At 51.4% G+C, this 24,541-nt stretch carries 20 protein-coding genes, 2 tRNA genes and 3 rRNA genes; 18 read left to right on the top strand and 7 right to left on the bottom strand.

Annotated elements, in window-relative coordinates; all coding sequences use genetic code 11:
• Nucleotides 1-89 precede the first annotated feature (89 nt).
• The 3 genes from M0220_RS07380 to M0220_RS07370 all read left to right on the top strand — a co-directional run bounded on the left by M0220_RS07380 (nt 90) and on the right by M0220_RS07370 (nt 2,793).
• The gene (locus tag M0220_RS07380) at nt 90-1,430 is read left to right on the top strand and encodes a sodium-dependent transporter (protein ID WP_030074330.1); all 1,341 of its coding nucleotides are present in this window, start codon (nt 90-92) and stop codon (nt 1,428-1,430) included.
• Between the two features lie 43 nt (nt 1,431-1,473).
• Complete coding sequence (locus M0220_RS07375) at nt 1,474-2,010, top strand: gamma carbonic anhydrase family protein (protein WP_264019042.1); 537 nt, start codon at nt 1,474-1,476, stop codon at nt 2,008-2,010.
• 111 nt (nt 2,011-2,121) lie between these two features.
• Complete coding sequence (locus M0220_RS07370; RefSeq protein ID WP_030074332.1) at nt 2,122-2,793, top strand: metal-dependent hydrolase; 672 nt, start codon at nt 2,122-2,124, stop codon at nt 2,791-2,793.
• On the opposite strand, the gene M0220_RS07365 is transcribed toward M0220_RS07370, so the two are convergent.
• The 3 genes from M0220_RS07365 to M0220_RS07355 are packed head-to-tail and all read right to left on the bottom strand — an operon-like array spanning nt 2,769 to nt 6,833.
• Nucleotides 2,769-4,151, bottom strand: coding sequence for a sigma-54-dependent transcriptional regulator (locus M0220_RS07365; RefSeq protein ID WP_264019041.1), 1,383 nt, complete (start codon nt 4,149-4,151; stop codon nt 2,769-2,771). The two genes, M0220_RS07370 and M0220_RS07365, sit on opposite strands and share 25 nt — an antisense overlap.
• Nucleotides 4,144-6,063 carry a sensor histidine kinase gene (locus tag M0220_RS07360; RefSeq protein WP_030074334.1) on the bottom strand — a complete coding sequence of 640 codons (1,920 nt, stop codon included), beginning with the start codon at nt 6,061-6,063 and terminating at the stop codon, nt 4,144-4,146. The genes M0220_RS07365 and M0220_RS07360 overlap by 8 nt, the downstream gene beginning before the upstream one ends.
• Nucleotides 6,060-6,833 (bottom strand): GntR family transcriptional regulator, encoded by a 774-nt coding sequence (locus M0220_RS07355; RefSeq protein WP_030074335.1) that lies wholly within the window; start codon nt 6,831-6,833, stop codon nt 6,060-6,062. The genes M0220_RS07360 and M0220_RS07355 overlap by 4 nt, the downstream gene beginning before the upstream one ends.
• 321 nt (nt 6,834-7,154) lie before the next feature.
• Here M0220_RS07355 and lldD point away from each other — a divergent pair, with 321 nt between their 5' ends.
• The 6 genes from lldD (at nt 7,155) to rrf (ending at nt 14,144) form a co-directional block, all read left to right on the top strand.
• Nucleotides 7,155-8,309, top strand: coding sequence for an FMN-dependent L-lactate dehydrogenase LldD (lldD, locus tag M0220_RS07350; protein ID WP_264019040.1), 1,155 nt, complete (start codon nt 7,155-7,157; stop codon nt 8,307-8,309).
• Between the two features lie 558 nt (nt 8,310-8,867).
• Nucleotides 8,868-10,396: ribosomal RNA gene (locus M0220_RS07345) — 16S ribosomal RNA — on the top strand.
• An 87-nt stretch (nt 10,397-10,483) separates the two neighbouring features.
• Nucleotides 10,484-10,560 (top strand) — tRNA-Ile (locus M0220_RS07340).
• 111 nt (nt 10,561-10,671) lie between these two features.
• A tRNA-Ala gene (locus tag M0220_RS07335) sits at nt 10,672-10,747 on the top strand.
• A 230-nt stretch (nt 10,748-10,977) separates the two neighbouring features.
• Nucleotides 10,978-13,869: ribosomal RNA gene (locus M0220_RS07330) — 23S ribosomal RNA — on the top strand.
• Nucleotides 13,870-14,028: 159 nt separating this feature from the next.
• Nucleotides 14,029-14,144: ribosomal RNA gene (gene rrf, locus M0220_RS07325) — 5S ribosomal RNA — on the top strand.
• Together the 16S, 23S and 5S rRNA genes with 2 tRNA genes alongside form the textbook arrangement of a ribosomal RNA operon.
• 332 nt (nt 14,145-14,476) lie before the next feature.
• Here the strand turns inward: rrf and M0220_RS07320 are convergent.
• The 4 genes from M0220_RS07320 to flgA form a co-directional block, all read right to left on the bottom strand.
• Nucleotides 14,477-15,229 (bottom strand): SDR family NAD(P)-dependent oxidoreductase, encoded by a 753-nt coding sequence (locus tag M0220_RS07320; RefSeq protein ID WP_030074308.1) that lies wholly within the window; start codon nt 15,227-15,229, stop codon nt 14,477-14,479.
• A gap of 98 nt (nt 15,230-15,327) precedes the next feature.
• Nucleotides 15,328-15,777, bottom strand: a complete 450-nt coding sequence (locus M0220_RS07315) for a flagella synthesis protein FlgN (protein WP_030074307.1) — start codon at nt 15,775-15,777, stop codon at nt 15,328-15,330.
• Between the two features lie 10 nt (nt 15,778-15,787).
• Nucleotides 15,788-16,054, bottom strand: a complete 267-nt coding sequence (gene flgM / locus M0220_RS07310) for a flagellar biosynthesis anti-sigma factor FlgM (RefSeq protein WP_030074306.1) — start codon at nt 16,052-16,054, stop codon at nt 15,788-15,790.
• 85 nt (nt 16,055-16,139) lie between these two features.
• The gene (gene flgA, locus M0220_RS07305; RefSeq protein WP_030074305.1) at nt 16,140-16,847 is read right to left on the bottom strand and encodes a flagellar basal body P-ring formation chaperone FlgA; all 708 of its coding nucleotides are present in this window, start codon (nt 16,845-16,847) and stop codon (nt 16,140-16,142) included.
• A 194-nt stretch (nt 16,848-17,041) separates the two neighbouring features.
• Between flgA and flgB the strand changes: the two genes are divergently transcribed.
• The 9 genes from flgB to flgJ all read left to right on the top strand — a co-directional run bounded on the left by flgB (nt 17,042) and on the right by flgJ (nt 24,525).
• A complete protein-coding gene (flgB, locus tag M0220_RS07300; protein WP_030074304.1) occupies nt 17,042-17,473 on the top strand; it encodes a flagellar basal body rod protein FlgB in 432 nt (143 codons plus the stop codon).
• 25 nt (nt 17,474-17,498) lie between these two features.
• Nucleotides 17,499-17,909: a flagellar basal body rod protein FlgC gene (gene flgC, locus M0220_RS07295; protein WP_030074303.1), complete on the top strand. Its 411-nt coding sequence runs from the start codon at nt 17,499-17,501 to the stop codon at nt 17,907-17,909.
• A gap of 2 nt (nt 17,910-17,911) precedes the next feature.
• Nucleotides 17,912-18,604, top strand: coding sequence for a flagellar hook assembly protein FlgD (gene flgD / locus M0220_RS07290; RefSeq protein WP_264019038.1), 693 nt, complete (start codon nt 17,912-17,914; stop codon nt 18,602-18,604).
• A gap of 75 nt (nt 18,605-18,679) precedes the next feature.
• Nucleotides 18,680-19,951: a flagellar hook protein FlgE gene (gene flgE / locus M0220_RS07285; protein ID WP_264019037.1), complete on the top strand. Its 1,272-nt coding sequence runs from the start codon at nt 18,680-18,682 to the stop codon at nt 19,949-19,951.
• A gap of 42 nt (nt 19,952-19,993) precedes the next feature.
• A complete protein-coding gene (locus M0220_RS07280; protein ID WP_264019036.1) occupies nt 19,994-20,752 on the top strand; it encodes a flagellar basal body rod protein FlgF in 759 nt (252 codons plus the stop codon).
• Nucleotides 20,753-20,782: 30 nt separating this feature from the next.
• Nucleotides 20,783-21,565 carry a flagellar basal-body rod protein FlgG gene (gene flgG, locus M0220_RS07275; protein ID WP_030074299.1) on the top strand — a complete coding sequence of 261 codons (783 nt, stop codon included), beginning with the start codon at nt 20,783-20,785 and terminating at the stop codon, nt 21,563-21,565.
• 48 nt (nt 21,566-21,613) lie between these two features.
• The gene (locus tag M0220_RS07270; RefSeq protein WP_030074298.1) at nt 21,614-22,303 is read left to right on the top strand and encodes a flagellar basal body L-ring protein FlgH; all 690 of its coding nucleotides are present in this window, start codon (nt 21,614-21,616) and stop codon (nt 22,301-22,303) included.
• Between the two features lie 33 nt (nt 22,304-22,336).
• Nucleotides 22,337-23,464 carry a flagellar basal body P-ring protein FlgI gene (locus M0220_RS07265; RefSeq protein WP_030074297.1) on the top strand — a complete coding sequence of 376 codons (1,128 nt, stop codon included), beginning with the start codon at nt 22,337-22,339 and terminating at the stop codon, nt 23,462-23,464.
• Complete coding sequence (gene flgJ / locus M0220_RS07260; protein WP_264019035.1) at nt 23,464-24,525, top strand: flagellar assembly peptidoglycan hydrolase FlgJ; 1,062 nt, start codon at nt 23,464-23,466, stop codon at nt 24,523-24,525. Before M0220_RS07265 ends, flgJ begins: the two co-directional genes overlap by 1 nt.
• The last annotated feature ends 16 nt before the right edge of the window (nt 24,526-24,541 follow it).

Raw genomic sequence — 24,541 nt, 5'->3', positions numbered from 1 at the left:
ATAGCAAGGTTTGGCCTAAGCGTAAGTGCCTGCTAGTCTTGCCGACTTTTAGTGTCGCCAACTAGTGCCACCAATGGCAGGAGCAAGTGATGAGTGAAACGCTGGAGCGCTGGGGGTCAAAGCGAGCCTTCATCTTAGCGGTAACGGGAGCTGCAGTTGGGTTGGGTAATATTTGGCGCTTCCCGTACGTTGCAGGCGAGAACGGTGGTGCGGCATTTTTATTGATCTATGTGGCGTTCGTACTTCTGTTAGGTATCCCTGTAATGATGGCCGAGATTTTAATTGGGCGGGCGGGGCGCCGGGGGCCTATGCAAGCACTGAGTAGGCTAGCTGTTGAAGCAGGCGCTTCTCGACACTGGCGTTGGTTAGGGTTGTTTGGAGCATTCACCGTCTTCTGTATTTTATCGTTTTACTCGGTGGTGTCAGGTTGGTCGATTGAGTTTTTAGTCGCTTCAATAAACGGAAATTTCGATGGCGCAAGTGCCGCAGAAATAGGTGCGGGTTTCGAGGCGTTTCTGGCAAACCCAGGCCTGTTGATTTTTAATCACTCGTTGTTCCTATTTATGACCATGACAGTCGTGGCCGCTGGCGTTGCCAAAGGCCTAGAGCGGTTGAACAACCTATTAATGCCGCTGCTGTACGGTTTATTGTTGCTACTGGCTGGTTATGCCACGACCACCGACGGATTTGGTACAGCCCTTTCATGGTTGTTTTTACCGTCTTTTGGCGATGTAACGACTTCAGTGGTGTTGCATGCTATGGGGCATGCGTTTTTTACCCTTGCCGTAGGGGCCTGCGCGCTAATGGCTTATGGGGCTTATATGCCTGATGAGCAGAGCTTACCGAAAGCCGCTTTTGCAGTTGCAATGCTCGATATCAGCGTCGCCTTGTTAGCAGGGATTGCGATCTTTTCGGTGGTATTTGCCCAAGGTATGGACCCCGCTGATGGTCCTGGGTTGATGTTTGTGACGCTGCCTATTGCTTTTTCTGAGCTGCCTTGGGGAGCGTTTTGGTTAAGTGTGTTCTTTTTGCTGCTCTTATTGGCTACCTGGACGTCAGCGATTAACCTCGCTGAACCCATGGTGGCAACGTTGCAAGGGCTTGGCTGGCGTCGCAGTGTATCAACGGCCGTCGTGGCGCTTAGCGTATGGCTGTTAGGGCTGCTTTCGGCATTTTCGTTTTCTACCCTCGCCGATTTTAGACCGTTGTTTGGTCGTAATGTGTTTGAGTTAGTTAGTAGTATTCCGCCTGATATTTTTCTGCCTATGGGGGGGCTATTAATTGCTATCTTTGCGGCATGGGTGATGCCCCGTACGCAGGTTGTACAGGCATTGGGTGTTGGCGAGAGAGGCTATGTACTCTGGCGTAATATTGTACGCTGGGTGTCGATTCCGCTGACGTTTATTGTATTGCTCGGCGGGTTGCTATAGTCCTTGAATATTTGAATCCAGTAGCGTTAAACAGGAGTGTGCAATGAGCAATGCCCTACGACCATTTCAAGGTATGTCGCCTCGCCTGGGTGAACGGGTTTATATCGACCCCGCCAGTGTGGTGATTGGTGATGTAGAGCTGGGCGATGACTGTTCGGTGTGGCCGATGACCGTGATTAGGGGGGATATGCATCGGATTCGCATTGGCGCTCGCACTAGCGTGCAGGATGGCAGCGTGCTGCATATTACCCATGCCAGCGATTTCAATCCTGATGGTTTCCCACTGACGATTGGTGATGATGTCACCATTGGCCATAAAGCGATTTTACATGGCTGTACGCTGGGTAGCCGTATTTTGGTGGGTATGGGGGCGATTGTGATGGATGGAGCAGTTGTCGAGGATGAGGTGATTATTGCGGCTGGCGCAGTTGTTACACCAGGCAAACGTTTGGAAAGCGGTTATGTCTATGCTGGAAACCCGGCGAAAGCGTTGCGTCCACTCAAAGATAAAGAGCGCGCTTTCTTTCCTTACACGGCAGGCAACTACGTTAAGTTAAAAGATCAGTTCCTTGCTCAGTAAATTTTCTAATGTAGGCGCTAAGCAGTTGGCCTAACACTCTTTTTTCTTAAATAGTCATGTTGCGGCAGCCAAAAATCTGGTAATTTATCCAGTTTTCCAGGATGCCGCGCTATGGCGAATTTTCGCACGCACATTACGGTAGCAGCAGCAGGCGGCGTGCTAATGGCTTATGTCGGCTGGCAGGCACAGTGGTGGCCAGCGACTCAGGCGCTATTAATTATTGCCTTGGTAGCCTTTGGCGGTATTTTGCCTGACATAGATGCAGATCGTTCTCGCTCTATTCGTTTGATTTTTAACCTTCTATCAGTACCTTCACTAGTGCTGGGTGTACTGTTGCTGCAACCGTGGTTAACGCCTGGATTATTGCTAGTGGCCTGTGGAAGCATCTACTTTAGCGTACGTTACCTTGCGGCGGTGGTGTTCTCACGGCTAACGGTTCATCGAGGTATTTGGCATTCACTAATGGCTGCTATGTTGTGTGCGTTAGCGACGGCTGCGCTTAGTTTTCATTTACTGGCACAGCCGGCTTGGCTGGCCTGGTGTCACGGGGCAGCAGTACTGTTAGGGTTTATTATCCATTTAAGTCTTGATGAACTCTTTAGTGTGGATCTAGAAGGCGCGCGGCTAAAGCGTTCATTTGGAACCGCGCTGAAGCTGGGTGATGGCCGACGTCCGCTATCAAATGTCTTTATGCTGATTGCGCTATTAACGCTAGTGCCATGGGTACCGCCCTGGGATGTACTGGTTGAATTGCTTCATCAAGGGTCGCTGCTATGGCGATAATCGTCAGCGCTTAAGCTGTGTTTTTTGAGTTTGTCGTAGAAGGTTTTGCGGGGAATTCCCAGATGGCGGCACACGTCAGTGACTCTACCATGGTGGCGGGCCAGGGATTGGCTAATTAGGCTCTTTTCAAATAGCTCAACCTGCCGAGGTAGCGTGGGTTCCTCTGTGTCGGCACTGACCCCTTCTAGTAGCGCATCTAAGCGGTAGTCAAAGGCGGCTCCCAATAGCACATATCGCTCGGCAAGGTTACGCAGTTCACGAACATTACCAGGCCAGTCGTGAGCCAGCAGGGCAGCAATCGAAGGGCTATCCAGGGTGGGGGCTTCTAAGCCACTACGGTTGGCAGCGATCACCGCGAAATGTTGGAATAACAGCGGGATGTCTTCGCGTCGTTCGCGCAGTGCGGGCAGCGGTAGGGTGACCACGTTGAGTCGATAGTAGAGATCTCCGCGAAAGTATCCCTCTTCGGCAGCCGCTTTAAGGTCCACTTTGGTGGCAGCAATTACACGAATATTGAGTGGCACCGTCTCGTTGGCCCCAAGGCGCTCGACACTACGCTCTTGCAAGACGCGTAACAGTTTAACCTGGAGCGCCAATGGCATTGACTCGATTTCATCCAGGAATACGGTGCCGCCATTGGCATGCTCGAATTTACCAATTCGCCGTTCTACTGCGCCGGTAAAGGCACCTTTTTCATGGCCAAACAGCTCTGACTCTATGGTGTTTTCTGGCACCGCGCCGCAGTTGATCGCCATGAACGGGCTATTACGCCGGGCGCTGCGTTCATGAATGGCGCGGGCAACAAGGTCTTTTCCGGTGCCGGTTTCGCCAAACAGGAGTACATCAGCTTCTACTTGGCTGATGCGTTGAATCATTGCCGCTAGGCGAGAAATCACCGCCGTACGGCCAACTAAACGAGGCCCAAGAGCGGCTTGTTGTACCTCAAGTTCAGCTTTTAAACGCAGATTTTCCAAGCTTAGCTGGCGCTTTTCGATGCCTCGCCTCACAACATCAAGTAGCTGGTCGCCCGCGAAAGGTTTTTCCAGAAAATCCCAAGCGCCTGCACGCATTGCTTCTACCGCCGTCGATATATCACCGTGACCAGTGATTAAAATAATTGGCAGTGTGGCATCGCGACTATGTAACTCATTCAACAGCGTCATGCCGTCCATTCCTGGCATCCTGATATCGCTAACAATGACACCGGGGAAATTCGCTGGCAGAGCTTCCAGCGCTTGCTCAGCAGATTCAAAGCAGTGAGGTGTGTAGCCGGCAAGTTCAAGTGTTTGGCTAGCGGTGATACGCAGGTGCGGTTCATCGTCGATCACCATGACCGGCAGTGTCGACGGCTCATGCATGGTTGTTATGCTCCTTGACTGAAGGCGGCGGCAGTACGTTAGGTGTTGCTGAGCAGGGCAGCGTAACGGTGAATCTTGCCCCGCCGGTGGGCTGATTTGCTGCCTGCAACTTGCCGCCCAGATCTTCCATAATACGTGAGGAAATCGAAAGTCCTAGTCCTAATCCGCTACCGGGTGCTTTCGTGGTGAAGAAGGGTTCGAAAATTTGGCCCAAGTGATGTTCCGGGACCCCCGGGCCATTATCGGCAACGCTGATCAGCACTTGCTGTTGCGCGATTTCTACCCGTAGCGTCAGTACGGGTGACGCTACCTCTTTCATTGCCTGTAGCGCGTTGCTAATCAGGTTTACCAGCACTTGCTCCAGGCGTACTAAGTCACCTTCCACCCAAAGTGTGTCTTCAGGCCACTGCTGAACCACGGTGATGCCATCATCTCGTAAGCGGCTTTGAAATAAACGCAGTGCGTACTCAATACAGGCTTGGACAGAGATTGTTTCCTGGCGCTCGCTGCTCTTACGAGAAAACTGGCGCAGCTGGGCGCTAATGTCGGCCATGCGCTGTGTAAGCTCAACAATCTGCGCTAGGTTGGCATCCGCTTTATCTACCCGCGCTAGTTCAATAAACCGTCGACCATTTTCAGCGTAAGCGCGAATAGCGGCTAACGGTTGATTTAACTCGTGATTGATACCCGCAGCCAATTGGCCTAAGACCGCTAATTTTGCTGCTTGGATCAGTTCATCTTGGGTTTGGCGCAAATTAGCTTCTGCTCTTCGCCGTTCTTCAATTTCATCGGAAAGCCGCTGATTACTGGCAACTAAGTCACGTGTTCTTCGTTCTACGCTAACCTCTAGCTCATCTCGCACTCTTGCTAACGTTTGCCGTTCGCGCTCTGCAAATGCTTCGCGCTCTCGACGTAAACGCAAGCGTTGCCAACCAATACCACCGCCCAAGGTCACCACACCATATAAGCCTCCCGCCATGAGTGCTGCAAGCCATTGGGCGTTCACTACCGGGGTTAGTGGTTTTAAAATATGCATTTGCCAGCCAAACTCTGGGATGGGGCGCGTCAAGCTTAAATAGCGCCCGCCATCTAATGGCCCGCTAGCAAAGCTAACAAGGTAGCTATCAGCCCCGTAAGGAGCTTCAAGTTGAATACCTGAAGGCGTTAAAGGCTCCATTGCATAGCGTCGGGTTGCTCGTAGAGTGTCGCGCTGGCTGTCAGTAAGAGGGTAAAGAGCGTTCATGCGCAGCTCAGGGTGGCTGGCCATGAAAATAATATTATCGCTATCGGTAACAAACAGCTCAGCATCCTGTTCCGCCCAGCTCTCTTCAACATCGTCGAGCAGCACTTTGACGACGATAACTCCGTCGGGTTTTGCATCGGGGGAGGTATCATCAAGCCACACCGGCGCAGAAAAGTAGTAACCACGCTCAAGCGACTGTACGCCTAAACCATAGAAACGCCCTTGCCCCCCAGTAATGGCATCGGTGTAATAGCTGCGGAACGCGTAGTTTTGACCAATAAATGTATTGGGGCGGTGCCAGTTGCTGGCGGCGATGGTATCGGCGTCACGGTTTAGTAAATAAACATCGGATACCCCAGAGGTAAAACGAAAACGATCAAGCAGCAAGTTGAGTGGCATAGAGTCTTGGCTGTCTGGGGAATCTAAAAAACGTTGTACGCCTTCCCTGGTCGCCAGCATTTGCGGCAAATAATCATAGCGCAGTAGGTAACCGTTGAGGTTGGCGGCAGAAAGCCGCAGCTCGTTTTCAGCATCGTCTTGTAAGTTTGATAATGCCTGCTCGCGGGCCAATTGAGCGGCTTGCCACATGCAAAATATAAGCCCAAGCGAAATCACTATCAGCCAGAGCAGTCGCCAGCGTAGGTCTGAAAGGCGAAGTAAGTGTTTCATGCAGGTGTGCTGCTGGTGCCCTGCGCACGACGCAGTGCACGCTGAGCGCGGGTTTCGGCTCTGGCCATTTCGAGAAGACCTTCCTCAACATATACTAGGTGTTCGTGTGCTCGGGAGCGGGCGTCTTCAGCACGACCCTCTAAAATTGCATCCAGTAGTGCGCGGTGCTGCTTCATTAACTGCGCGCGTGAGTTTGGCTTTGCAAAAAGATGAGCGAGGTTATCAACGATGCTTTGCTCTAATAAATGAAAAATGCCTCGAATAGTGTGAAGTAGCAATACGTTGTGAGCTGCTTCTGCAATAGCGAGGTGGAAGGCGGCGTCTAGCTTTGCTTCTTGGGCTGGGTTGGCGCCTACAAACCCGCCGTCGAGTTCTTCAAAACGTTGGATAAGAACGGCTTTATCGGCTGGTGTTGAGCGTAATGCTGCGTAATAAGCCGAAATTCCCTCCATTGCATCGCGAAACTCAAGTAAATCCAGGTGAAACTCATTGTGTCGTGAAAGCATTTCTAACAGCGGGTCGGTGTAGCCGCTGTTTAGCGTTTCATTAACAAATGTACCGCCCCCTTGGCGGCTATTCAGCAGGCCTCGTGCGGCAAGCTTTTGGATAGCTTCGCGTAGAGAAGGGCGAGAAACGCCAAAACGTTCGGCAAGCTCTCTTTCTGGGGGCAGGCGCTGGCCAGGCTTGAGGCTACCTTCAAGAATCATTGCCTCAAGGCGCTCAGTAATTACATCAGCCAAACGTTGTTGGCGAAGGGGCGGATACGACATGAAATTCATGCTCCTATAATTGGTAATACCAATTCTAAAAGTTTCATATGTTTTGCTCAAGCATCAATTATAAACCTCAGCTTATCCATAGAGATTAGGTAGAAAGTAACTTCTTGCTTATGTAACTAAAGTATAAGCGTGGTAAAAGCCTTTGTTGGGGTTGTCAATTGACATGATGAAAGGGGCTGTTTAGTGTGGCATCTAATCAATCTGTAAATTGGTAATACCAATTTTACTTGCGGCGTTTAACATTAACGCTTCGATGACCGTGTATAGATAGTACTTATAAATAGTGCATCTATTTATTGCATAGGGCCTGCCATGATCATTTCATCACCTACGGACTACCGCCAAGCTGCCAAGCGTCGTATTCCCCCGTTTCTGTTTCACTATGCTGACGGCGGGTCATACGCAGAGCATACGTTGCGGAGCAATGTTGAAGACCTGGCGGGTGTCGCGTTGCGGCAGCGGGTGTTAAAGGATATGTCGTCGCTATCGCTGGAAACCGAGCTGTTTGGCGAAAAGATGGCAATGCCTCTTGCCTTGGCGCCGGTGGGGCTAACCGGCATGTACGCTAGGCGTGGTGAAGTCCAGGCAGCGCGGGCAGCGACCAAGAAAGGCATACCATTTACGTTATCGACGGTATCCGTATGCCCTATTGCTGAAGTGGCGTCGGCAGTTGAGCGGCCCATTTGGTTTCAGCTTTATGTACTGAAGGATCGGGGCTTTATGAAGCACGTGCTTGAGCGTGCTAAGGCGGCAGGGGTTAAAACATTAATCTTCACCGTTGATATGCCTGTACCTGGGGCGCGTTATCGCGATGCCCACTCAGGTATGAGCGGCAAAAGCGGGCCTATGAAACGTATGCTTCAGGCTGCATTGCATCCTCTTTGGGCTTGGGATGTAGGTGTTCGTGGTCGCCCGCATGATCTAGGCAACGTGTCTGATTATCGTGGTCAGCCGACAGAGCTTGAGGATTATATTGCTTGGCTTGGCGATAACTTTGATCCCTCTATTTCCTGGAAAGATCTGGATTGGATTCGTGAGCAATGGGATGGCCCAATGGTTATTAAGGGCATATTGGATGCTGAAGATGCCCGTGATGCAGTCCGCTTTGGGGCTGATGGTATTGTGGTTTCAAATCACGGTGGCCGTCAGTTAGATGGCGTGCCTTCTACCGCGCGTGCTCTGCCTGCTATTGCAGATGCAGTTAAGGGTGACTTAGCCATCCTGGCAGATTCTGGTGTGCGTAATGGGTTGGATGTAGTAAGGATGGTTGCCATGGGCGCAGATACAGTATTGATCGGTCGCGCCTTTATCTATGCGCTGGCAGCAGCAGGTGAGGCGGGGGTTGCTAACCTGCTTGAGCTTTTCGAAAAAGAGATGAGGGTGGCAATGACGCTCACCGGCGCGCGAACGATTGCTGATCTCAACACCGAGTCATTAGTGCCTGACGCGATTCCTGTACTTAAATAGAAAGGGTAATGTAGAGAAAGGGGAATATAGAAGGGTGACGTTGCTGACATTAGGGTAATAGACGAATGTTGGAGTTTTTTTATAAAAGCCCTTGCCAAGACGGCAGCGAATCCGTAAAGTACGCATCCGCTGCCGGGGACGCACAGCGTTACCAGCGGTGATAGAAGGTGAAAACCTTCGGTTTGTCAGGAAGTTAGCGCAATAAAAGAGAAGGCATCGTTATCTCGCTTTCTTAACCCGCCCGCTTCACTCACTGAAAACAGTGATTGACAAACACCAGGAAATGCGTAGAATACGCCTTCCTCGCTGAGGCAAACCAGTTCATCGGTTAGCCGGCTGATAAGACAGCCTCACAGCGAAATAGCTCTTTAACAATTTGATCAGGTAATTCATGTGGGCGCTTGCCGATGAGGGTGATAAATCACCAAATATCAAGGCAAGCGGTCATGACAATGTAAATTGAAATGAATTCGTTTGAACCTTGAGCCAAGTTTGATGCGCTTTTGTTGTTCGTCAACATTATGTTGTCGGGTGACGAGTAAGCATCACAATGATTTTAAACTGAAGAGTTTGATCATGGCTCAGATTGAACGCTGGCGGCAGGCCTAACACATGCAAGTCGAGCGGTAACAGATCTAGCTTGCTAGATGCTGACGAGCGGCGGACGGGTGAGTAATGCATAGGAATCTACCCGGTAGTGGGGGATAACCTGGGGAAACCCAGGCTAATACCGCATACGTCCTACGGGAGAAAGGGGGCTCCGGCTCCCGCTATCGGATGAGCCTATGTCGGATTAGCTAGTTGGTGAGGTAATGGCTCACCAAGGCAACGATCCGTAGCTGGTCTGAGAGGATGATCAGCCACATCGGGACTGAGACACGGCCCGAACTCCTACGGGAGGCAGCAGTGGGGAATATTGGACAATGGGGGGAACCCTGATCCAGCCATGCCGCGTGTGTGAAGAAGGCCTTCGGGTTGTAAAGCACTTTCAGCGAGGAAGAACGCCTAGTGGTTAATACCCATTAGGAAAGACATCACTCGCAGAAGAAGCACCGGCTAACTCCGTGCCAGCAGCGCGGTAATACGGAGGGTGCAAGCGTTAATCGGAATTACTGGGCGTAAAGCGCGCGTAGGTGGCTTGATAAGCCGGTTGTGAAAGCCCCGGGCTCAACCTGGGAACGGCATCCGGAACTGTCAAGCTAGAGTGCAGGAGAGGAAGGTAGAATTCCCGGTGTAGCGGTGAAATGCGTAGAGATCGGGAGGAATACCAGTGGCGAAGGCGGCCTTCTGGACTGACACTGACACTGAGGTGCGAAAGCGTGGGTAGCAAACAGGATTAGATACCCTGGTAGTCCACGCCGTAAACGATGTCGACCAGCCGTTGGGTGCCTAGCGCACTTTGTGGCGAAGTTAACGCGATAAGTCGACCGCCTGGGGAGTACGGCCGCAAGGTTAAAACTCAAATGAATTGACGGGGGCCCGCACAAGCGGTGGAGCATGTGGTTTAATTCGATGCAACGCGAAGAACCTTACCTACTCTTGACATCCTGCGAACTTGTGAGAGATCACTTGGTGCCTTCGGGAACGCAGAGACAGGTGCTGCATGGCTGTCGTCAGCTCGTGTTGTGAAATGTTGGGTTAAGTCCCGTAACGAGCGCAACCCTTGTCCTTATTTGCCAGCGGGTAATGCCGGGAACTCTAAGGAGACTGCCGGTGACAAACCGGAGGAAGGTGGGGACGACGTCAAGTCATCATGGCCCTTACGAGTAGGGCTACACACGTGCTACAATGGCCGGTACAAAGGGTTGCGAGCTCGCGAGAGTCAGCTAATCCCGAAAAGCCGGTCTCAGTCCGGATCGGTCTGCAACTCGACTCCGTGAAGTCGGAATCGCTAGTAATCGTGAATCAGAATGTCACGGTGAATACGTTCCCGGGCCTTGTACACACCGCCCGTCACACCATGGGAGTGGACTGCACCAGAAGTGGTTAGCCTAACGCAAGAGGGCGATCACCACGGTGTGGTTCATGACTGGGGTGAAGTCGTAACAAGGTAGCCGTAGGGGAACCTGCGGCGGATCACCTCCTTAAACGATGCATCATCCCTCGCGGTAAGCGCTCACAATGAATTACCTGATCAGATAATAGAGCAAACGGTTTAAGCACGATCCCCTCTTGGGTCTGTAGCTCAGTTGGTTAGAGCGCACCCCTGATAAGGGTGAGGTCGGCAGTTCAAGTCTGCCCAGACCCACCAAATTCCTGTGATACGGCGTTAAAATGCTCCTCGTATAGCAGGCTATACGTCGTCGCATCTTGCCTTGTCTCACAGAAATTAATGGCAAGAGGTAAGATCAGCAAAAACAATGGGGCCATAGCTCAGCTGGGAGAGCGCCTGCCTTGCACGCAGGAGGTCAGCGGTTCGATCCCGCTTGGCTCCACCATTGTCTTAACGTTAAGTGTAAGACCCGTTTGTGATTGTTTCGTGACCATTGATAAGCACGACATTAAACGTCTTCTTATCACTGTTCATTGAACAGCTGCTCTTTAACAATGTATATCATGCTGACATAAACGCTTCTTTGAAGTGTTTATACGTAATTGTTTTGTGATACGTCTCAAGCGTATCCGGCAATCGTTATCATTGCGAACCCCAGACTCCTTCGGGTTATAGGGTCAAGCAATGAAGCGCACACGGTGGATGCCTAGGCAGCCAGAGGCGATGAAAGACGTGGTAGCCTGCGATAAGGCTCGGCGAGGTGGCAAACAACCTGTGACCCGGGCATCTCTGAATGGGGAAACCCACTCATCATAAGATGAGTATCTTACGCTGAATATATAGGCGTAAGAGGCGAACCAGGGGAACTGAAACATCTAAGTACCCTGAGGAAAAGAAATCAACCGAGATTCCCCTAGTAGCGGCGAGCGAACGGGGACCAGCCCTTAAGCATGTGACTGATTAGACGAACGAGCTGGGAAGCTCGGCCGCAGCGGGTGATAGCCCCGTAGTCGAAAATCTGATCATGTGAAATCGAGTAGGTCGGGGCACGAGAAACCTTGACTGAAGACGGGGGGACCATCCTCCAAGGCTAAATACTCCTGGCTGACCGATAGTGAACCAGTACCGTGAGGGAAAGGCGAAAAGAACCCCGGAGAGGGGAGTGAAATAGATCCTGAAACCGTGTGCGTACAAGCAGTAGGAGCAGACTTGTTCTGTGACTGCGTACCTTTTGTATAATGGGTCAGCGACTTATATTCAGTGGCGAGGTTAACCGTTTAGGGGAGCCGTAGGGAAACCGAGTCTTAACTGGGCGACACAGTCGCTGGATATAGACCCGAAACCGAGCGATCTATCCATGAGCAGGGTGAAGGTTGAGTAACATCAACTGGAGGCCCGAACCAGGATCTGTTGAAAAAGATTTGGATGACTTGTGGATCGGAGTGAAAGGCTAATCAAGCTCGGAGATAGCTGGTTCTCCTCGAAAGCTATTTAGGTAGCGCCTCACGTATCACCACCGGGGGTAGAGCACTGTTTCGGCTAGGGGGTCATCCCGACTTACCAACCCGAGGCAAACTCCGAATACCGGCGAGTGCAAGCGTGGGAGACACACGGCGGGTGCTAACGTCCGTCGTGAAAAGGGAAACAACCCAGACCGTCAGCTAAGGTCCCGAAATCCTGGTTAAGTGGGAAACGATGTGGGAAGGCTCAGACAGCTAGGAGGTTGGCTTAGAAGCAGCCATCCTTTAAAGAAAGCGTAATAGCTCACTAGTCGAGTCGGCCTGCGCGGAAGATGTAACGGGGCTAAACCAGGTACCGAAGCTACGGGTTCATCCTCTGGATGAGCGGTAGAGGAGCGTCGTGTAAGCCAATGAAGGTGAATTGAGAAGTTCGCTGGAGGTATCACGAGTGCGAATGCTGACATGAGTAACGATAAAGGGAGTGAAAAACTCCCTCGCCGGAAGACCAAGGGTTTCTGTTCGACGCTAATCGGAGCAGAGTGAGTCGGCCCCTAAGGCGAGGCCGAAAGGCGTAGTCGATGGGAAACGGGTCAATATTCCCGTACCGGACATGATTGCGATGGGGGGACGGAGAAGGCTAGGTGAGCCAGGCGTTGGTTGTCCTGGTGAAAGTGAGTAGGCTGGTGTCCTAGGTAAATCCGGGATGCTCTAAGGCCGAGACACGAAACGAACTGACCACGGTCAGGAAGTCATTGATGCCACGCTTCCAGGAAAAGCCTCTAAGCTTCAGATCATGTGCGACCGTACCCCAAACCGACACAGGTGGTCAGGGTGAGAATCCCAAGGCGCTTGAGAGAACTCGGGTGAAGGAACTAGGCAAAATGGTGCCGTAACTTCGGGAGAAGGCACGCCGGCGTAGGGTGACGAGACTTGCTCTCCAAGCCCGAACCGGTCGAAGATACCAGGTGGCTGCAACTGTTTAGTAAAAACACAGCACTCTGCTAACGCGCAAGCGGACGTATAGGGTGTGACGCCTGCCCGGTGCCGGAAGGTTAAATGATGGTGTTAGCCGTAAGGCGAAGCTCTTGATTGAAGCCCCGGTAAACGGCGGCCGTAACTATAACGGTCCTAAGGTAGCGAAATTCCTTGTCGGGTAAGTTCCGACCTGCACGAATGGCGTAATGATGGCCACGCTGTCTCCACCCGAGACTCAGTGAAATTGAAATCGCCGTGAAGATGCGGTGTACCCGCGGCTAGACGGAAAGACCCCGTGAACCTTTACTATAGCTTCACACTGGACGCTGATGTTGCCTGTGTAGGATAGCTGGGAGGCTTTGAACCTCGGACGCCAGTTCGAGCGGAGCCAACCTTGAAATACCAGCCTGGCATCATTGGCGTTCTCACTCAGGTCCGTTATCCGGATCGAGGACAGTGTGTGGTGGGTAGTTTGACTGGGGCGGTCTCCTCCCAAAGAGTAACGGAGGAGCACGAAGGTACCCTCAGCACGGTCGGACATCGTGCAGTGAGTGCAAGAGCATAAGGGTGCTTGACTGCGAGACAGACACGTCGAGCAGGTGCGAAAGCAGGTTCTAGTGATCCGGTGGTTCTGTATGAAGGGCCATCGCTCAACGGATAAAAGGTACTCCGGGGATAACAGGCTGATACCGCCCAAGAGTTCACATCGACGGCGGTGTTTGGCACCTCGATGTCGGCTCATCACATCCTGGGGCTGAAGTCGGTCCCAAGGGTATGGCTGTTCGCCATTTAAAGTGGTACGCGAGCTGGGTTTAGAACGTCGTGAGACAGTTCGGTCCCTATCTGCCGTGGGCGTTGGATGTTTGAGAAGGGCTGCTCCTAGTACGAGAGGACCGGAGTGGACGCACCTCTGGTGTTCCGGTTGTCACGCCAGTGGCATTGCCGGGTAGCTATGTGCGGACGGGATAACCGCTGAAAGCATCTAAGCGGGAAGCCCCCTTCAAGATGAGACATCCCTGAGGCCTAGAGCCTCCTGAAGGGCCCAGCGAGACCAGCTGGTTGATAGGCACGGTGTGGAAGCGCTGCAAGGCGTTGAGCTAACGTGTACTAATGGCCCGTGAGGCTTGACCCTATAACACCCAAGGGGTCTGGTCGCAGTGATAACGAAACGAGTGTGACAACACTCAGAAAACCGGATACGCGGATTAAGCCCACCGTGATACACGACAGGCTTAAGACAAAAGAGACGACACAAAAAACACTGTCAGCATGATATGCATTACCTGTTACGCCTGACGACCATAGCGAGCGTGAACCACCTGATCCCATGCCGAACTCAGCAGTGAAACCGCTTAGCGCCGATGGTAGTGTGGGGTCTCCCCATGCGAGAGTAGGTCATCGTCAGGCACTTATTAAACAAAAAACCCAGCCAATCGGCTGGGTTTTTTGCGTTCAGAAAGAAAAAACACCCCTAGCCCTCTCTAACAACGTGGCCCCCTCCCGACGCGTGCACCGTACGTCATTGCCGAGTCACTGCACCGTCATTCCCGAGTGAGGTTATCGGGAATCCACCTTGACCTTGGCTTGCAGCAGCCCAAAACCCCAACTCAACATGGGTTCCCGCTAAGGGCCTGCGGGAATGACAAGAGCGGCTCGGAGGGCTGGGGCGAGTTATCGTCAGGCGCTTGTACGAAAATCCCCGTAAGGCTTGCGCCTTTGGGGAATTTTTTGCCTGAGATTTACCATTCGATGGGTTCGCCAGCCCAATCCCAAAAACTGCCAGTATCCTCTGGTGTGCGTTTGGAAATAACGGACAGAAGCTGCTGGGCAACGAAGTCTGGCGTAAATAACTTCTCGCTGGGTACCCGAGCTTGGAAAGGCTTCGAGAGCGATGTGTCCGTGGTGCCTGGGTGCAGACATAACACAATAGATTGCTTATTTGATCGTGTCAGCTCGATTGAGATGGTCTTCATTAACATGTTATGCGCTGCTTTACTGGCACGGTAACTGTACCAGCCGCCGTGACCGTTATCGCCAATGGATCCAACGCGTGCCGACAAGCTGGCAATGATAGATGGGTGTTTGCCTTGTAGTGATGATTTAAGTGCAGCAATTAGTAGGGCGGGAGTGGCTGCATTAACATGCATAACGTGAGCAAATGATGACTCATCTAGCTGCTCTAAACGCTTTTCAGGTTGCACATTACGCGTATCATCATGCAGTGTGCCAATAGCATTGAAGAGCAAGTGTACGGGGCGTTTGTTTAACTGTTCGCAAAGCGCTTTGCGTCCTGTTTCTGTAGTGATATCGGCATGAACTGTTTCTATGGAGTGTGGAATCGGCGAATCCTGAAAAGAAAGAGGCGAACGGCTTACCGCTACGACCTTTCCCACATGTGTATCAGTAAGTAATGTCCGAATAACAGCGTTGCCTATACCGCCATTAGCACCGATAACAACCGCAGTGAAGTTTTCTGGAAGGTGGGCTAGCATCAGTTCGGCTCCAAATGTGAATACTAATGTCCACATTGAAGCTTTTTGTATAAGTTTTGTCTATGAATGTTTGTAAATACTAAGAATAGATCTAACTATTAAGCGGATGCGTTGATGCGGCCTGGTTGGGCATTATTGCGCCCGTTTGGCTTATAAAGGGTTTTTTCAGCGATTTGTCGAATGTAGTTCAGCATCTCTTGGTTGTGCTTCATTCTTAGCGATAGCATTTGACCCGTAAGCGCATTCATTCGTGAGACACGTTCGCTTTTTTCGAGCAGGCTTTCCCATGTGCTTAAACAGCCTGCATCGTTAGCCGCTTGTCTGGCACCCTGGGTACCATCTGCATAGCCAAGCTTCGTTTGCACGCTGCGGCGCAGTGTTTCGATGCGCTCTAGCTCAACTAGCAGCGCCTGTTTTTTCAGAGCAATAGTATTGAGAGCATCACCGTCAATGCTGCCTTTAGTAAGCTCTGCTTGTTCATCAGAGAGCAATAGTACTAAGTCATCAAGACGTTGTAGCTGGTCTGAAAGCAGTCGTGTAAGGCCCATAATAGTCCGCTTATAACTCTTTTAAATTGGCAATTAAGCCATCAGCGATCCGGTCCGCACGAATGTCGAGTTTTCCTTCACGAATAGCTTCGCGAATTTCTTCGACCTTCGCTGTATCAATATCCTGCGAGCTATCAATATGCGCTTGGCTAAGATGCGTTGCTGAACGTGTAGCACTGTCCGCTTCAGTTGGCTTGCTGCCACTTATCTTTGGGGCTTCCTCACGTTGCTGCGCCTGATTAGAACGTAGCAACGGATTAATATTATCAATTTTCACGTTGTTTGCCTCATCGTCAACGTTGGTGCGGCATGCGCTATATAACTTATTATCGGCCCGAGTAGTAAGGACTTTAGTGTTTGAATCAAAAATCTATCACCAATGTACCTTGGCCAATGACGCGCGCAGTGACTAATTCCCGCGTATCAAAGCGCACGCGTATACGTTCGCCTTGTGCACCATCAGACAAGGCCTCTCCTTCGCGTGACACTCGAAAACCTGCGCCTTCTGCTATGACAGTGACACGCTGCCCTCGTTTCACCACTTGAGGCGCTTGAAGGTAATGGGACTGGAAAGTACTGCCGCTACGAATAGGACGCTGCGCGACCATGCCAACAATGTCGTTTTGGTCAGTAAGTGCTTGGGAAGCAAGATCTCCAAGATTGCCTTCTCGCAATGTCAGCATATCACCCGTAATAAGTGTGCCTCTATCAATATCCTGCCCAGCCACGGCGTAGCTACCGATAATATCAATCTGTGCCTGTATATACCGCACTTGACGCCGATTTTCGCCGCAGCGTACGCCAACTGACACGCGCCCGAGAGGGGGGTGATTGGCATTTGGAAAGAAGGGTTCGGGCGAAACACAAGTAGGTAAATGAGGAGAAGGAGGCGTGATGTCGATCATCACCTCTTGCCCAAGTGCTTGGGATTCTTGGTAAAGAAATTGTTGAACGGTATCCATTAGCAGGTCATTGCTGGCATGTGCCTGCAATGAAAGGCAAAGACTGAACAGCAATAATAAAAGTAGTTGCTTAAGTATCGCCAAGCAGTATTGCAGCGGATGGGGCATGGGTGAGTCGCTCAATCGAAAGGAGGCGGATGATAAGCATCAGCCGTGAAGTGTAGTGCAAAAGTAGTCTGTGCATCATATGAAATGCTGGTGTAAACGGCAGCTGTTCCATGCTTTAGGCTGACGAGTCGAAGCCTATTATTCATCATCAATAATATCCACTGTATGTTGCCTCTCAGCGAACGAGGACCGGCATGATTGATCAACTTGAATCTGCCTTTAATTATCACCAGCAGGCGCTGGGGCTGCGTCAAGCTCGTCACGATGTGCTGGCAGCCAATATTGCTAACGCTGATACGCCTAACTATAAAGCGCGCGATCTTGATTTTGCCAGTGAGCTAAAGAAGGCCGTAGCGGGTAGCCAGCCACAGCAGCAACAAAATGGCGCGCTAACGCTCGCACGAACCTCAGATCGTCATCTGCAAGGGGAAGGGCCTGCTTGGCGTGGCGCAGGCAGTGCAGAGTTGCTTTATCGTGTCCCTGATCAACCTAGCCTTGATGGTAATACGGTTGATATGGATCGTGAGCGGACACAGTTTGCAGACAATGCCGTTCGTTACCAAGCTGCGCTAACTATTATGAACCGCCGAATTCAGGGCCTGAAAAACGCGATGCAGCCGGAATAATTTAGCGGTAGGAGAAAAGTAATTTATGTCGATGTTTTCAGCCTTTGATATTGCTAGTTCGGCGATGAGCGCTCAAGCGCAGCGTATGAATGTTACTGCTAGCAATATGGCCAATGCCGACAGCGTTGCGGGACCTGATGGCGAGACCTATCGGGCCAAACACGTGATGTTTGAAACCCAGGCACATAATAATCGATATGGCGTCGGGGGCGTACGTGTCAATGAAGTGGTTGAAGATGACTCTCCGCTACGCTTGGAATATATGCCTAACCACCCTGCTGCCGACGAAGAAGGGTACGTCGCCAAGCCCAATGTTGAACCCGTGCATGAAATGGTCAATATGATCTCGGCATCACGCTCCTATCAAGCCAACGTAGAAGTGTTCAACACAACGAAGCAGATGATGGTGCAGACGCTATCGCTGGGAGAGGGATAGTCATGAGTACAATCGACCCGACAACACTTTCGACAATTAATGGCGGCGGCGGTGCCCAGTTAAAGCAAAGTGCATCAGATGAGCTGCGTAGTAGTTTTCTGACGCTACTGATTACCCAGTTGCAGAACCAAGATCCGCTGAATCCAATGGAAAATGCGGAAATGACTTCCCAGATCGCACAAATTAATACGGTGAGTGGGATTGAGCAGTTAAATACCACGTTGGAAAGCATTACTAGCCAAATGGATGCTAACCAAGCTCTGCAAGCAAGTGGCTTGATTGGCCAAGGCGTGATGGTGCCTGGTGACAAGGTCATGCTAGAGCAAGATAGTGAAGGAAAGCCCTATACGACGCCGTTTGGTATCGAGCTTGCTAAGCCAGCAGACCAGCTTACCGCGGTGATTGTTGGTCAAGGTGGTGAGGTGATCAGACGCTATAACTTGGGTGCGGTAGAGGCCGGCGTGCAGTCTTTCCAGTGGGACGGTAAAAACGAGCAGGGTGAAGCCGCTGCCAGTGGTCGTTATACAGTTCAGCTTGAGGCTCAAGATGCCGAAGGTGAAACGCTAGATTCAACGGCATTGAACTATGCGGTTGTTAATAGCGTGACGCCTAACGATGGTAACGGAAATGTTCGGCTGGATTTAGGCGCTATTTACGGACAGGTTCAGCTTGATCAGGTCAAACAGATTCTTTGAGCAACCTTCAAGTAGAACGACGTTTTTACAGTAAGAACGTCTCAATGAAAAAGACGTTTTGATGAGGAAAGTATTATGTCATTTACAACAGCTGTCGCTGGTCTTAACGCACAATCAGAGAAGCTAAACTCGGCGGGTAACAATATTGCCAACTCGCAAACGGTGGGCTACAAACGTTCTGACGTTTTGTTTGCCGATGTGTTTGCGGCCTCACGCGGCATTGGTGTTCAAGTATCAGATGTGCGCCAGAACTTTACCCAGGGCAGCATCGAAAGTACCGGCCGTAATTTGGACTTAGCGATTTCCGGTGAAGGTTTCTATCGTCTTGAGCGTTCTACTGGCGAAGTCGGTTATTCACGTAACGGTGAGTTCGGCATCACCGCTGCTGGCGATATCGTTAACGCCCAGGGCGATCGTTTGATGGGCTACGGTATGGATCGAGGCGTTACCGAAGATACTGACGATCAGCAGGCGTTCCCGTTCTCAAACGTATTGGTAGGTGGAGCCCCACAAGCATTAAATGTGCCCGTTGATGACATTCCGGCTAAAGCCACCACCGAAGTTGATGCACTACTAAACTTGGATGCTAGGGCAGTCAGTGGCCAAGATTTAAATACGCTTGAATTGGCAAATGGGGATGAATTGGATTACCACTTTTCCAATAACTTTACTGCCTATGACTCCTTGGGTAATACCGTTAATGTCTCTACCTATTTTGAAAGGGTAGGAAACAGTAACCAGTGGGATGTCACTGCCGTTACTAATGGGGTGGCTAGAGGCACCTTCACATTGGACTTTACGCAAAGCGGCAGATTGCAAACCGATGCGGATGGTGTTGTGACAGGCGTTAATGGCGGTAATGCTAGTGCCGTTATTGCTGGCATTCCCGGCGGTGTCGATGCAGAGCCCCTTAATCTTGAACTTAAATTCGATGGTACCACTCAGTTTGCCGCTGACTCGTTGCAAAAAGAGTTGAGCCAAGATGGGTATACCTCTGGTGCACTGGCTGGCATTACTGTTACTGACACTGGCGTTATTCAGCGTAATTTCACCAACGGTGAAACCCGTGCAGCCGGTCAGATTGCGCTAGCTAGCTTCCGCAATGAAGAAGGACTTCAACCACTGGGTAACAACCTGTGGGCGGCGACAAATACCTCCGGTCTAGAAAACCTAGGGGCACCCGGTACTGGTCGTCTGGGTCAGATCCAAGCAGAAGCGGTAGAAGCATCTAACGTTGACTTGGCTAGTGAGCTGGTAGATACCATTGTCGCTCAGCGCTCATACCAGGCTAACTCCAACACTATCAGCACCCAGGACGAGCTCCTGCAGACCATTATTAACCTGTAGTCATTCGTGATAATGGCGTAATGCTGCGCTAAGGAGTCAGTTGTGGATCGTATGCTATATACCGCCATGAGCGGTGCTAAACACACGATGGATCAGCAGGCAGTGATAAGTAACAATCTGTCGAACGTATCCACTGCGGGTTTTCGCGCTCAGCTACAAGCGGCACGCTCGGTGCCAGTGGAAGGCGCAGGGCTGCTTGATACGCGGGTATCGGCAGTGACCACTACCCCAGGCACTGACTTCTCGCAGGGCCCTATTGAACGCACAGGACGAATGCTTGATATCGCTATGCAGGATGATGCCTGGATGGCGGTACTCGCAGACGATGGCACCGAAGCATACACGCGGCGCGGCGACCTACAGCTGGACAGTGACGGCGTACTGCTCAGTGTTGGGCGCCCTGTGATGGGCGAAGGTGGGCCTATTGCATTACCACAAGGCGCAGAAGTATTCATTGGCGCGGATGGCACCATTAGCGCTATTCCACAGGGAGAGGGACCAGAGGCATTAGTAGATGTCGGCCGGATCAAGCTGGTAACACCTGAAGCGCAGGCATTAACGCGAGGTGAAGATGGCCTATTTCGTGGGCCACTGAATGAAGAAGGTTTTGCTGCGGTGCTGCCAGGTGATGAAGGCGCCCGAATTGTCAGTGGCGCACTAGAGGGCAGTAACGTCAGTGCCGTTGATGCCATGGTGTCTATGATTGACGCTTCACGGCGTTATGACATGCAAATGAAAATGCTTAGCACAGCGGACGAAAACGCTCAGCGAGCTAACAGTATTCTATCTATTCAGGGCTGATGGCAGTCTGTCAGTTGAGGGAACACGATAATGATTAAATCCTTGTGGACCGCTAAGACGGGGCTAGAGGCTCAGCAAACAAAGTTAGATGTACTCTCGAATAACCTAGCAAACGTAAGCACGAACGGCTTTAAACGCTCACGTCCGGTGTTTGAAGATCTGCTCTATCAAAATATGCGCCAGCCTGGCGCGCAAAATAATATTCAGGATCGTTTGCCTTCTGGTATGCAAATAGGCACCGGTGTGCGTGCGGTGGCTACGGAGCGCCTGCATACCCAAGGCGGCCTTGAGGAAACCGGGAATTCTCGCGATCTGGCGATTAATGGCGACGGCTTTTTTCAAGTGCTGCTACCTGATGGCACCGTGGGCTACACGCGGGATGGTAGTTTTCAGCTGAATGAAAACGGCCAAATGGTCACTGCTAATGGTTACCCACTTGAGCCTGCCATTTTTGTTCCCGCAAACGCGCTGTCGGTCTCCATTGGTGAAGACGGCACTGTTAGTGTGCGCCAACCAGGTATTGCGCAAGATGCCGATATTGGTCAGATCAACGTGGCGTCGTTTATCAATCCAGCAGGCCTAGAGAGTGTTGGCGGTAACTTGTACTTAGAAACCGGTGCATCGGGCGCGCCTAACCAAAATGCCCCCGGCAATAACGGTGCTGGCAGGTTATTCCAAGGTTATGTTGAAACCTCCAACGTGAACGTAGTTGAGGAGATGGTCAATATGATCCAAACCCAACGCGCCTACGAAATTAATAGTAAAGCGGTATCAACCAGCGACGAGATGTTAGCGCGTTTGAGCCAGCTCTAATGTTATTGATGAGCTATTGATGAATAGGGCTTACTAACAGGTCCCAATATGTTGGATTTACACGCTGCTTTACGTCTTTTTACGTTAGTTAGTCTTACTCTTTTTATCTTAGTAGCGGCCGGTTGTGCACAAATTCCGCGTGCCTCGGTAGTGGGTGAGCAAGAGCAGATTAGTATTGTCGATCGGCCGCCGCCGATTGCTAATGGCTCCATTTATCAAGCACGCCGGGGTTACCAGCCGCTATTTGAAGATCGCCGCCCGCGATCTATTGGCGATATTTTGACTATCGTACTTGATGAAGAGGTAAGCGCTAGCAAAAATGCTCAGTCCAACGCTAATCGTGCAGGCAATGCCAGCTTAGAGCTTGCGCAGTTGCCTGATGTGCTGGATACGTTGGCCGAGTATGGTTTCGATGTGTCGGGGGCAAGTGACTTTGCTGGTGGCGGCGGTTCCCAGGCCAATAATACCTTTACGGGCACCATCACCGTATCGGTATTAGAAGTGATGAATAACGGTAACTTACGGGTACGCGGTGAAAAACAGATAGCGATTAACCAGGGAACAGAATTCATTCGTTTCTCTGGGGTGGTTAATCCACGCACAATTACCGCGCAAAACACCGTGCCTTCGACCCAAGTGGCAGATGCAAGAATTGAGTATGTCGGCGATGGCTATATAAACGAAGCGCAGCACATGGGCTGGTTGCAACGCTTTTTCTTAAATGTATCGCCGTTTTAAGTGAGTTATTCGGCCCGCGAAAAGAGACCTAGCATGGTAAACCGTTATCGTGATGTTAAACGCTGGCTACGCTATGTGGCTGTAGTGACAACGAGTTGTTTACTGGCCATGCCAGCAGCGGCGGAACGAGTACGAGAATTATCAAGCTTTGCCGGGGTGCGCGACAACCAGCTGGTTGGATACGGTTTGGTCGTGGGGCTAGATAGCACTGGTGACCAAACTACCCAGGCACCGTTTACTAGCCAAAGTTTAACGAACATGCTCTCGCAGTTAGGCGTTACGGTGCCGGCTGGCACGAACTTGCAGCTTCGCAACGTTGCTGCTGTCATGGTCACTGCTGACTTACCGCCGTTTTCACGCCCAGGCCAGCGCTTGGATATCGTTGTATCTTCGATTGCCAATGCCCGTAGCTTACGTGGTGGAACGCTGTTGATGACCCCTCTAAAAGGTGCTGATGGCGATACCTATGCCATTGCCCAAGGCAATATGCTGGTGGGCGGTGCGGGTGCTCAAGCAGGCGGCAGTAGTGTGCAGATCAATCAGCAAGCATCCGGCCGTATTCCTAACGGCGCGTTGGTTGAGCGGGAAGTGCCTTTAAATCTCGGCGGTAACGGTGGACGGTTAGAATTACAGCTTAACGAGTCAGATTTTGGCACGGTCCAGCGTATGGTCACGGCGATTAATAATGAATTTGGTCAATCGGTAGCCTATGCGCGCAATGGACGGGTGATCGCACTTGATGGTCCTATGGATGACAATGCCCGCGTTAACTTTATGGCGCGGGTAGAAAATGTCCAGGTAACGCCGATGGATGCCCCCGCGCGCGTGGTGCTCAATGCCCGTACCGGCTCCGTAGTGATGAATAGCGCGGTGACCCTACGCCAAGCAGCGGTCGCCCACGGTAATCTATCTATTATGATTGACACCCAGTTCGGGGTTAGCCAGCCAGCTCCTTTTGGTGAAGGCGAAACAGTAGTGGTACCTGATACAGATATTGAAATTGAGCAGCAGGAAGCCTTTCTACAAATTGTAGAAGGCGCCCAGTTGAACGAAGTGGTTAATGCGCTCAATGCCTTAGGAGCCACCCCCCAAGATTTAATGTCGATTCTTGAAGCGTTGAAGGCCTCCGGATCGCTTCGCGCAGAGCTTGAGGTTATTTAATGAGCATTGGCGATATGACCAGCCAATTTGCGCTGGATATGAATGGCTTCCAGCGCTTGCAGCATAACGCTCGGATGAACCCTGATGCCGGTGTTCATGGTGCTGCGCAGCAGTTTGAAGCGCTCTTTGTGCAGATGATGATGAAAAGCATGCGCGATGCCACTCCCTCTTCTGGTTTGTTGAGTAGTTCAACCACCGATACCTATCAGCAGATGCTGGATCAACAGTGGTCGCAAGTCATCTCATCGAAAGGCATGGGGTTGGCGGATATGCTAGTAGAGCAGCTGCAGCGCCAGGGCGTCGTCAATAATAAGGTAGAGGGTGGCGATCAAGAACTACAGGCGTTAATTGCTGGGATACCCCGTGGTACTCCTAAAGTGTTGGATGATCCGCTGCAGCCGACTAATCATGGTTATGCCCCCGAGCCGGGTAATGGACGCTTCTTAGCTGAGCTAGACGCGATAAGCCAACGGTCAGCCGCTGAGGTGAGCAATACCAGGACGTCCTCTACAGCGCTCTCCTCTGCTACGTCTACGTCCGCCGCGACACCTGCTAGTTTCAGCCATGCGCCTGATCACGTTCAGCGCTTCTTAACGACATTAGCGGCTCCAGCTCAGGCGGCAAGTCATGCCACCGGCGTTCCGGCTGAGCTTATTTTGGCACAAGCAGCGCTGGAAACAGGCTGGGGACGCCATGAAATTGCCACCCAACACGGTGGTAATAGCCACAATTTGTTTGGTATTAAAGCGGGCAGCCACTGGCAAGGCAAGACGACCGATATCGTGACTCATGAATACATTAACGGCCGTCGAACTCAAATTGTGGACTCTTTCCGCGTGTATGATTCGTTTGAACATGCGTTTACCGACTATGCCAATTTGATTGGCAATAATCCTCGTTACGCGGGCGTAGTCCAGGCCGCTGATGCGCATCAAGCCGCTCACGAGTTACAACGAGGCGGTTATGCGACGGACCCCCAATACGCTGACAAACTGGTCGCCGTTATGAATACCATGGGGCCGATTGCACCAGGACGCGATTTTCTTGCAGATTCCCGCTAACGCACGATTCAAGTTT

Source organism: Halomonas qinghailakensis (genome assembly GCF_025820815.1).
GTDB classification, from domain to species: Bacteria; Pseudomonadota; Gammaproteobacteria; order Pseudomonadales; family Halomonadaceae; genus Vreelandella; species Vreelandella qaidamensis.
This window is presented reverse-complemented; position numbering and strand designations above follow the sequence as displayed.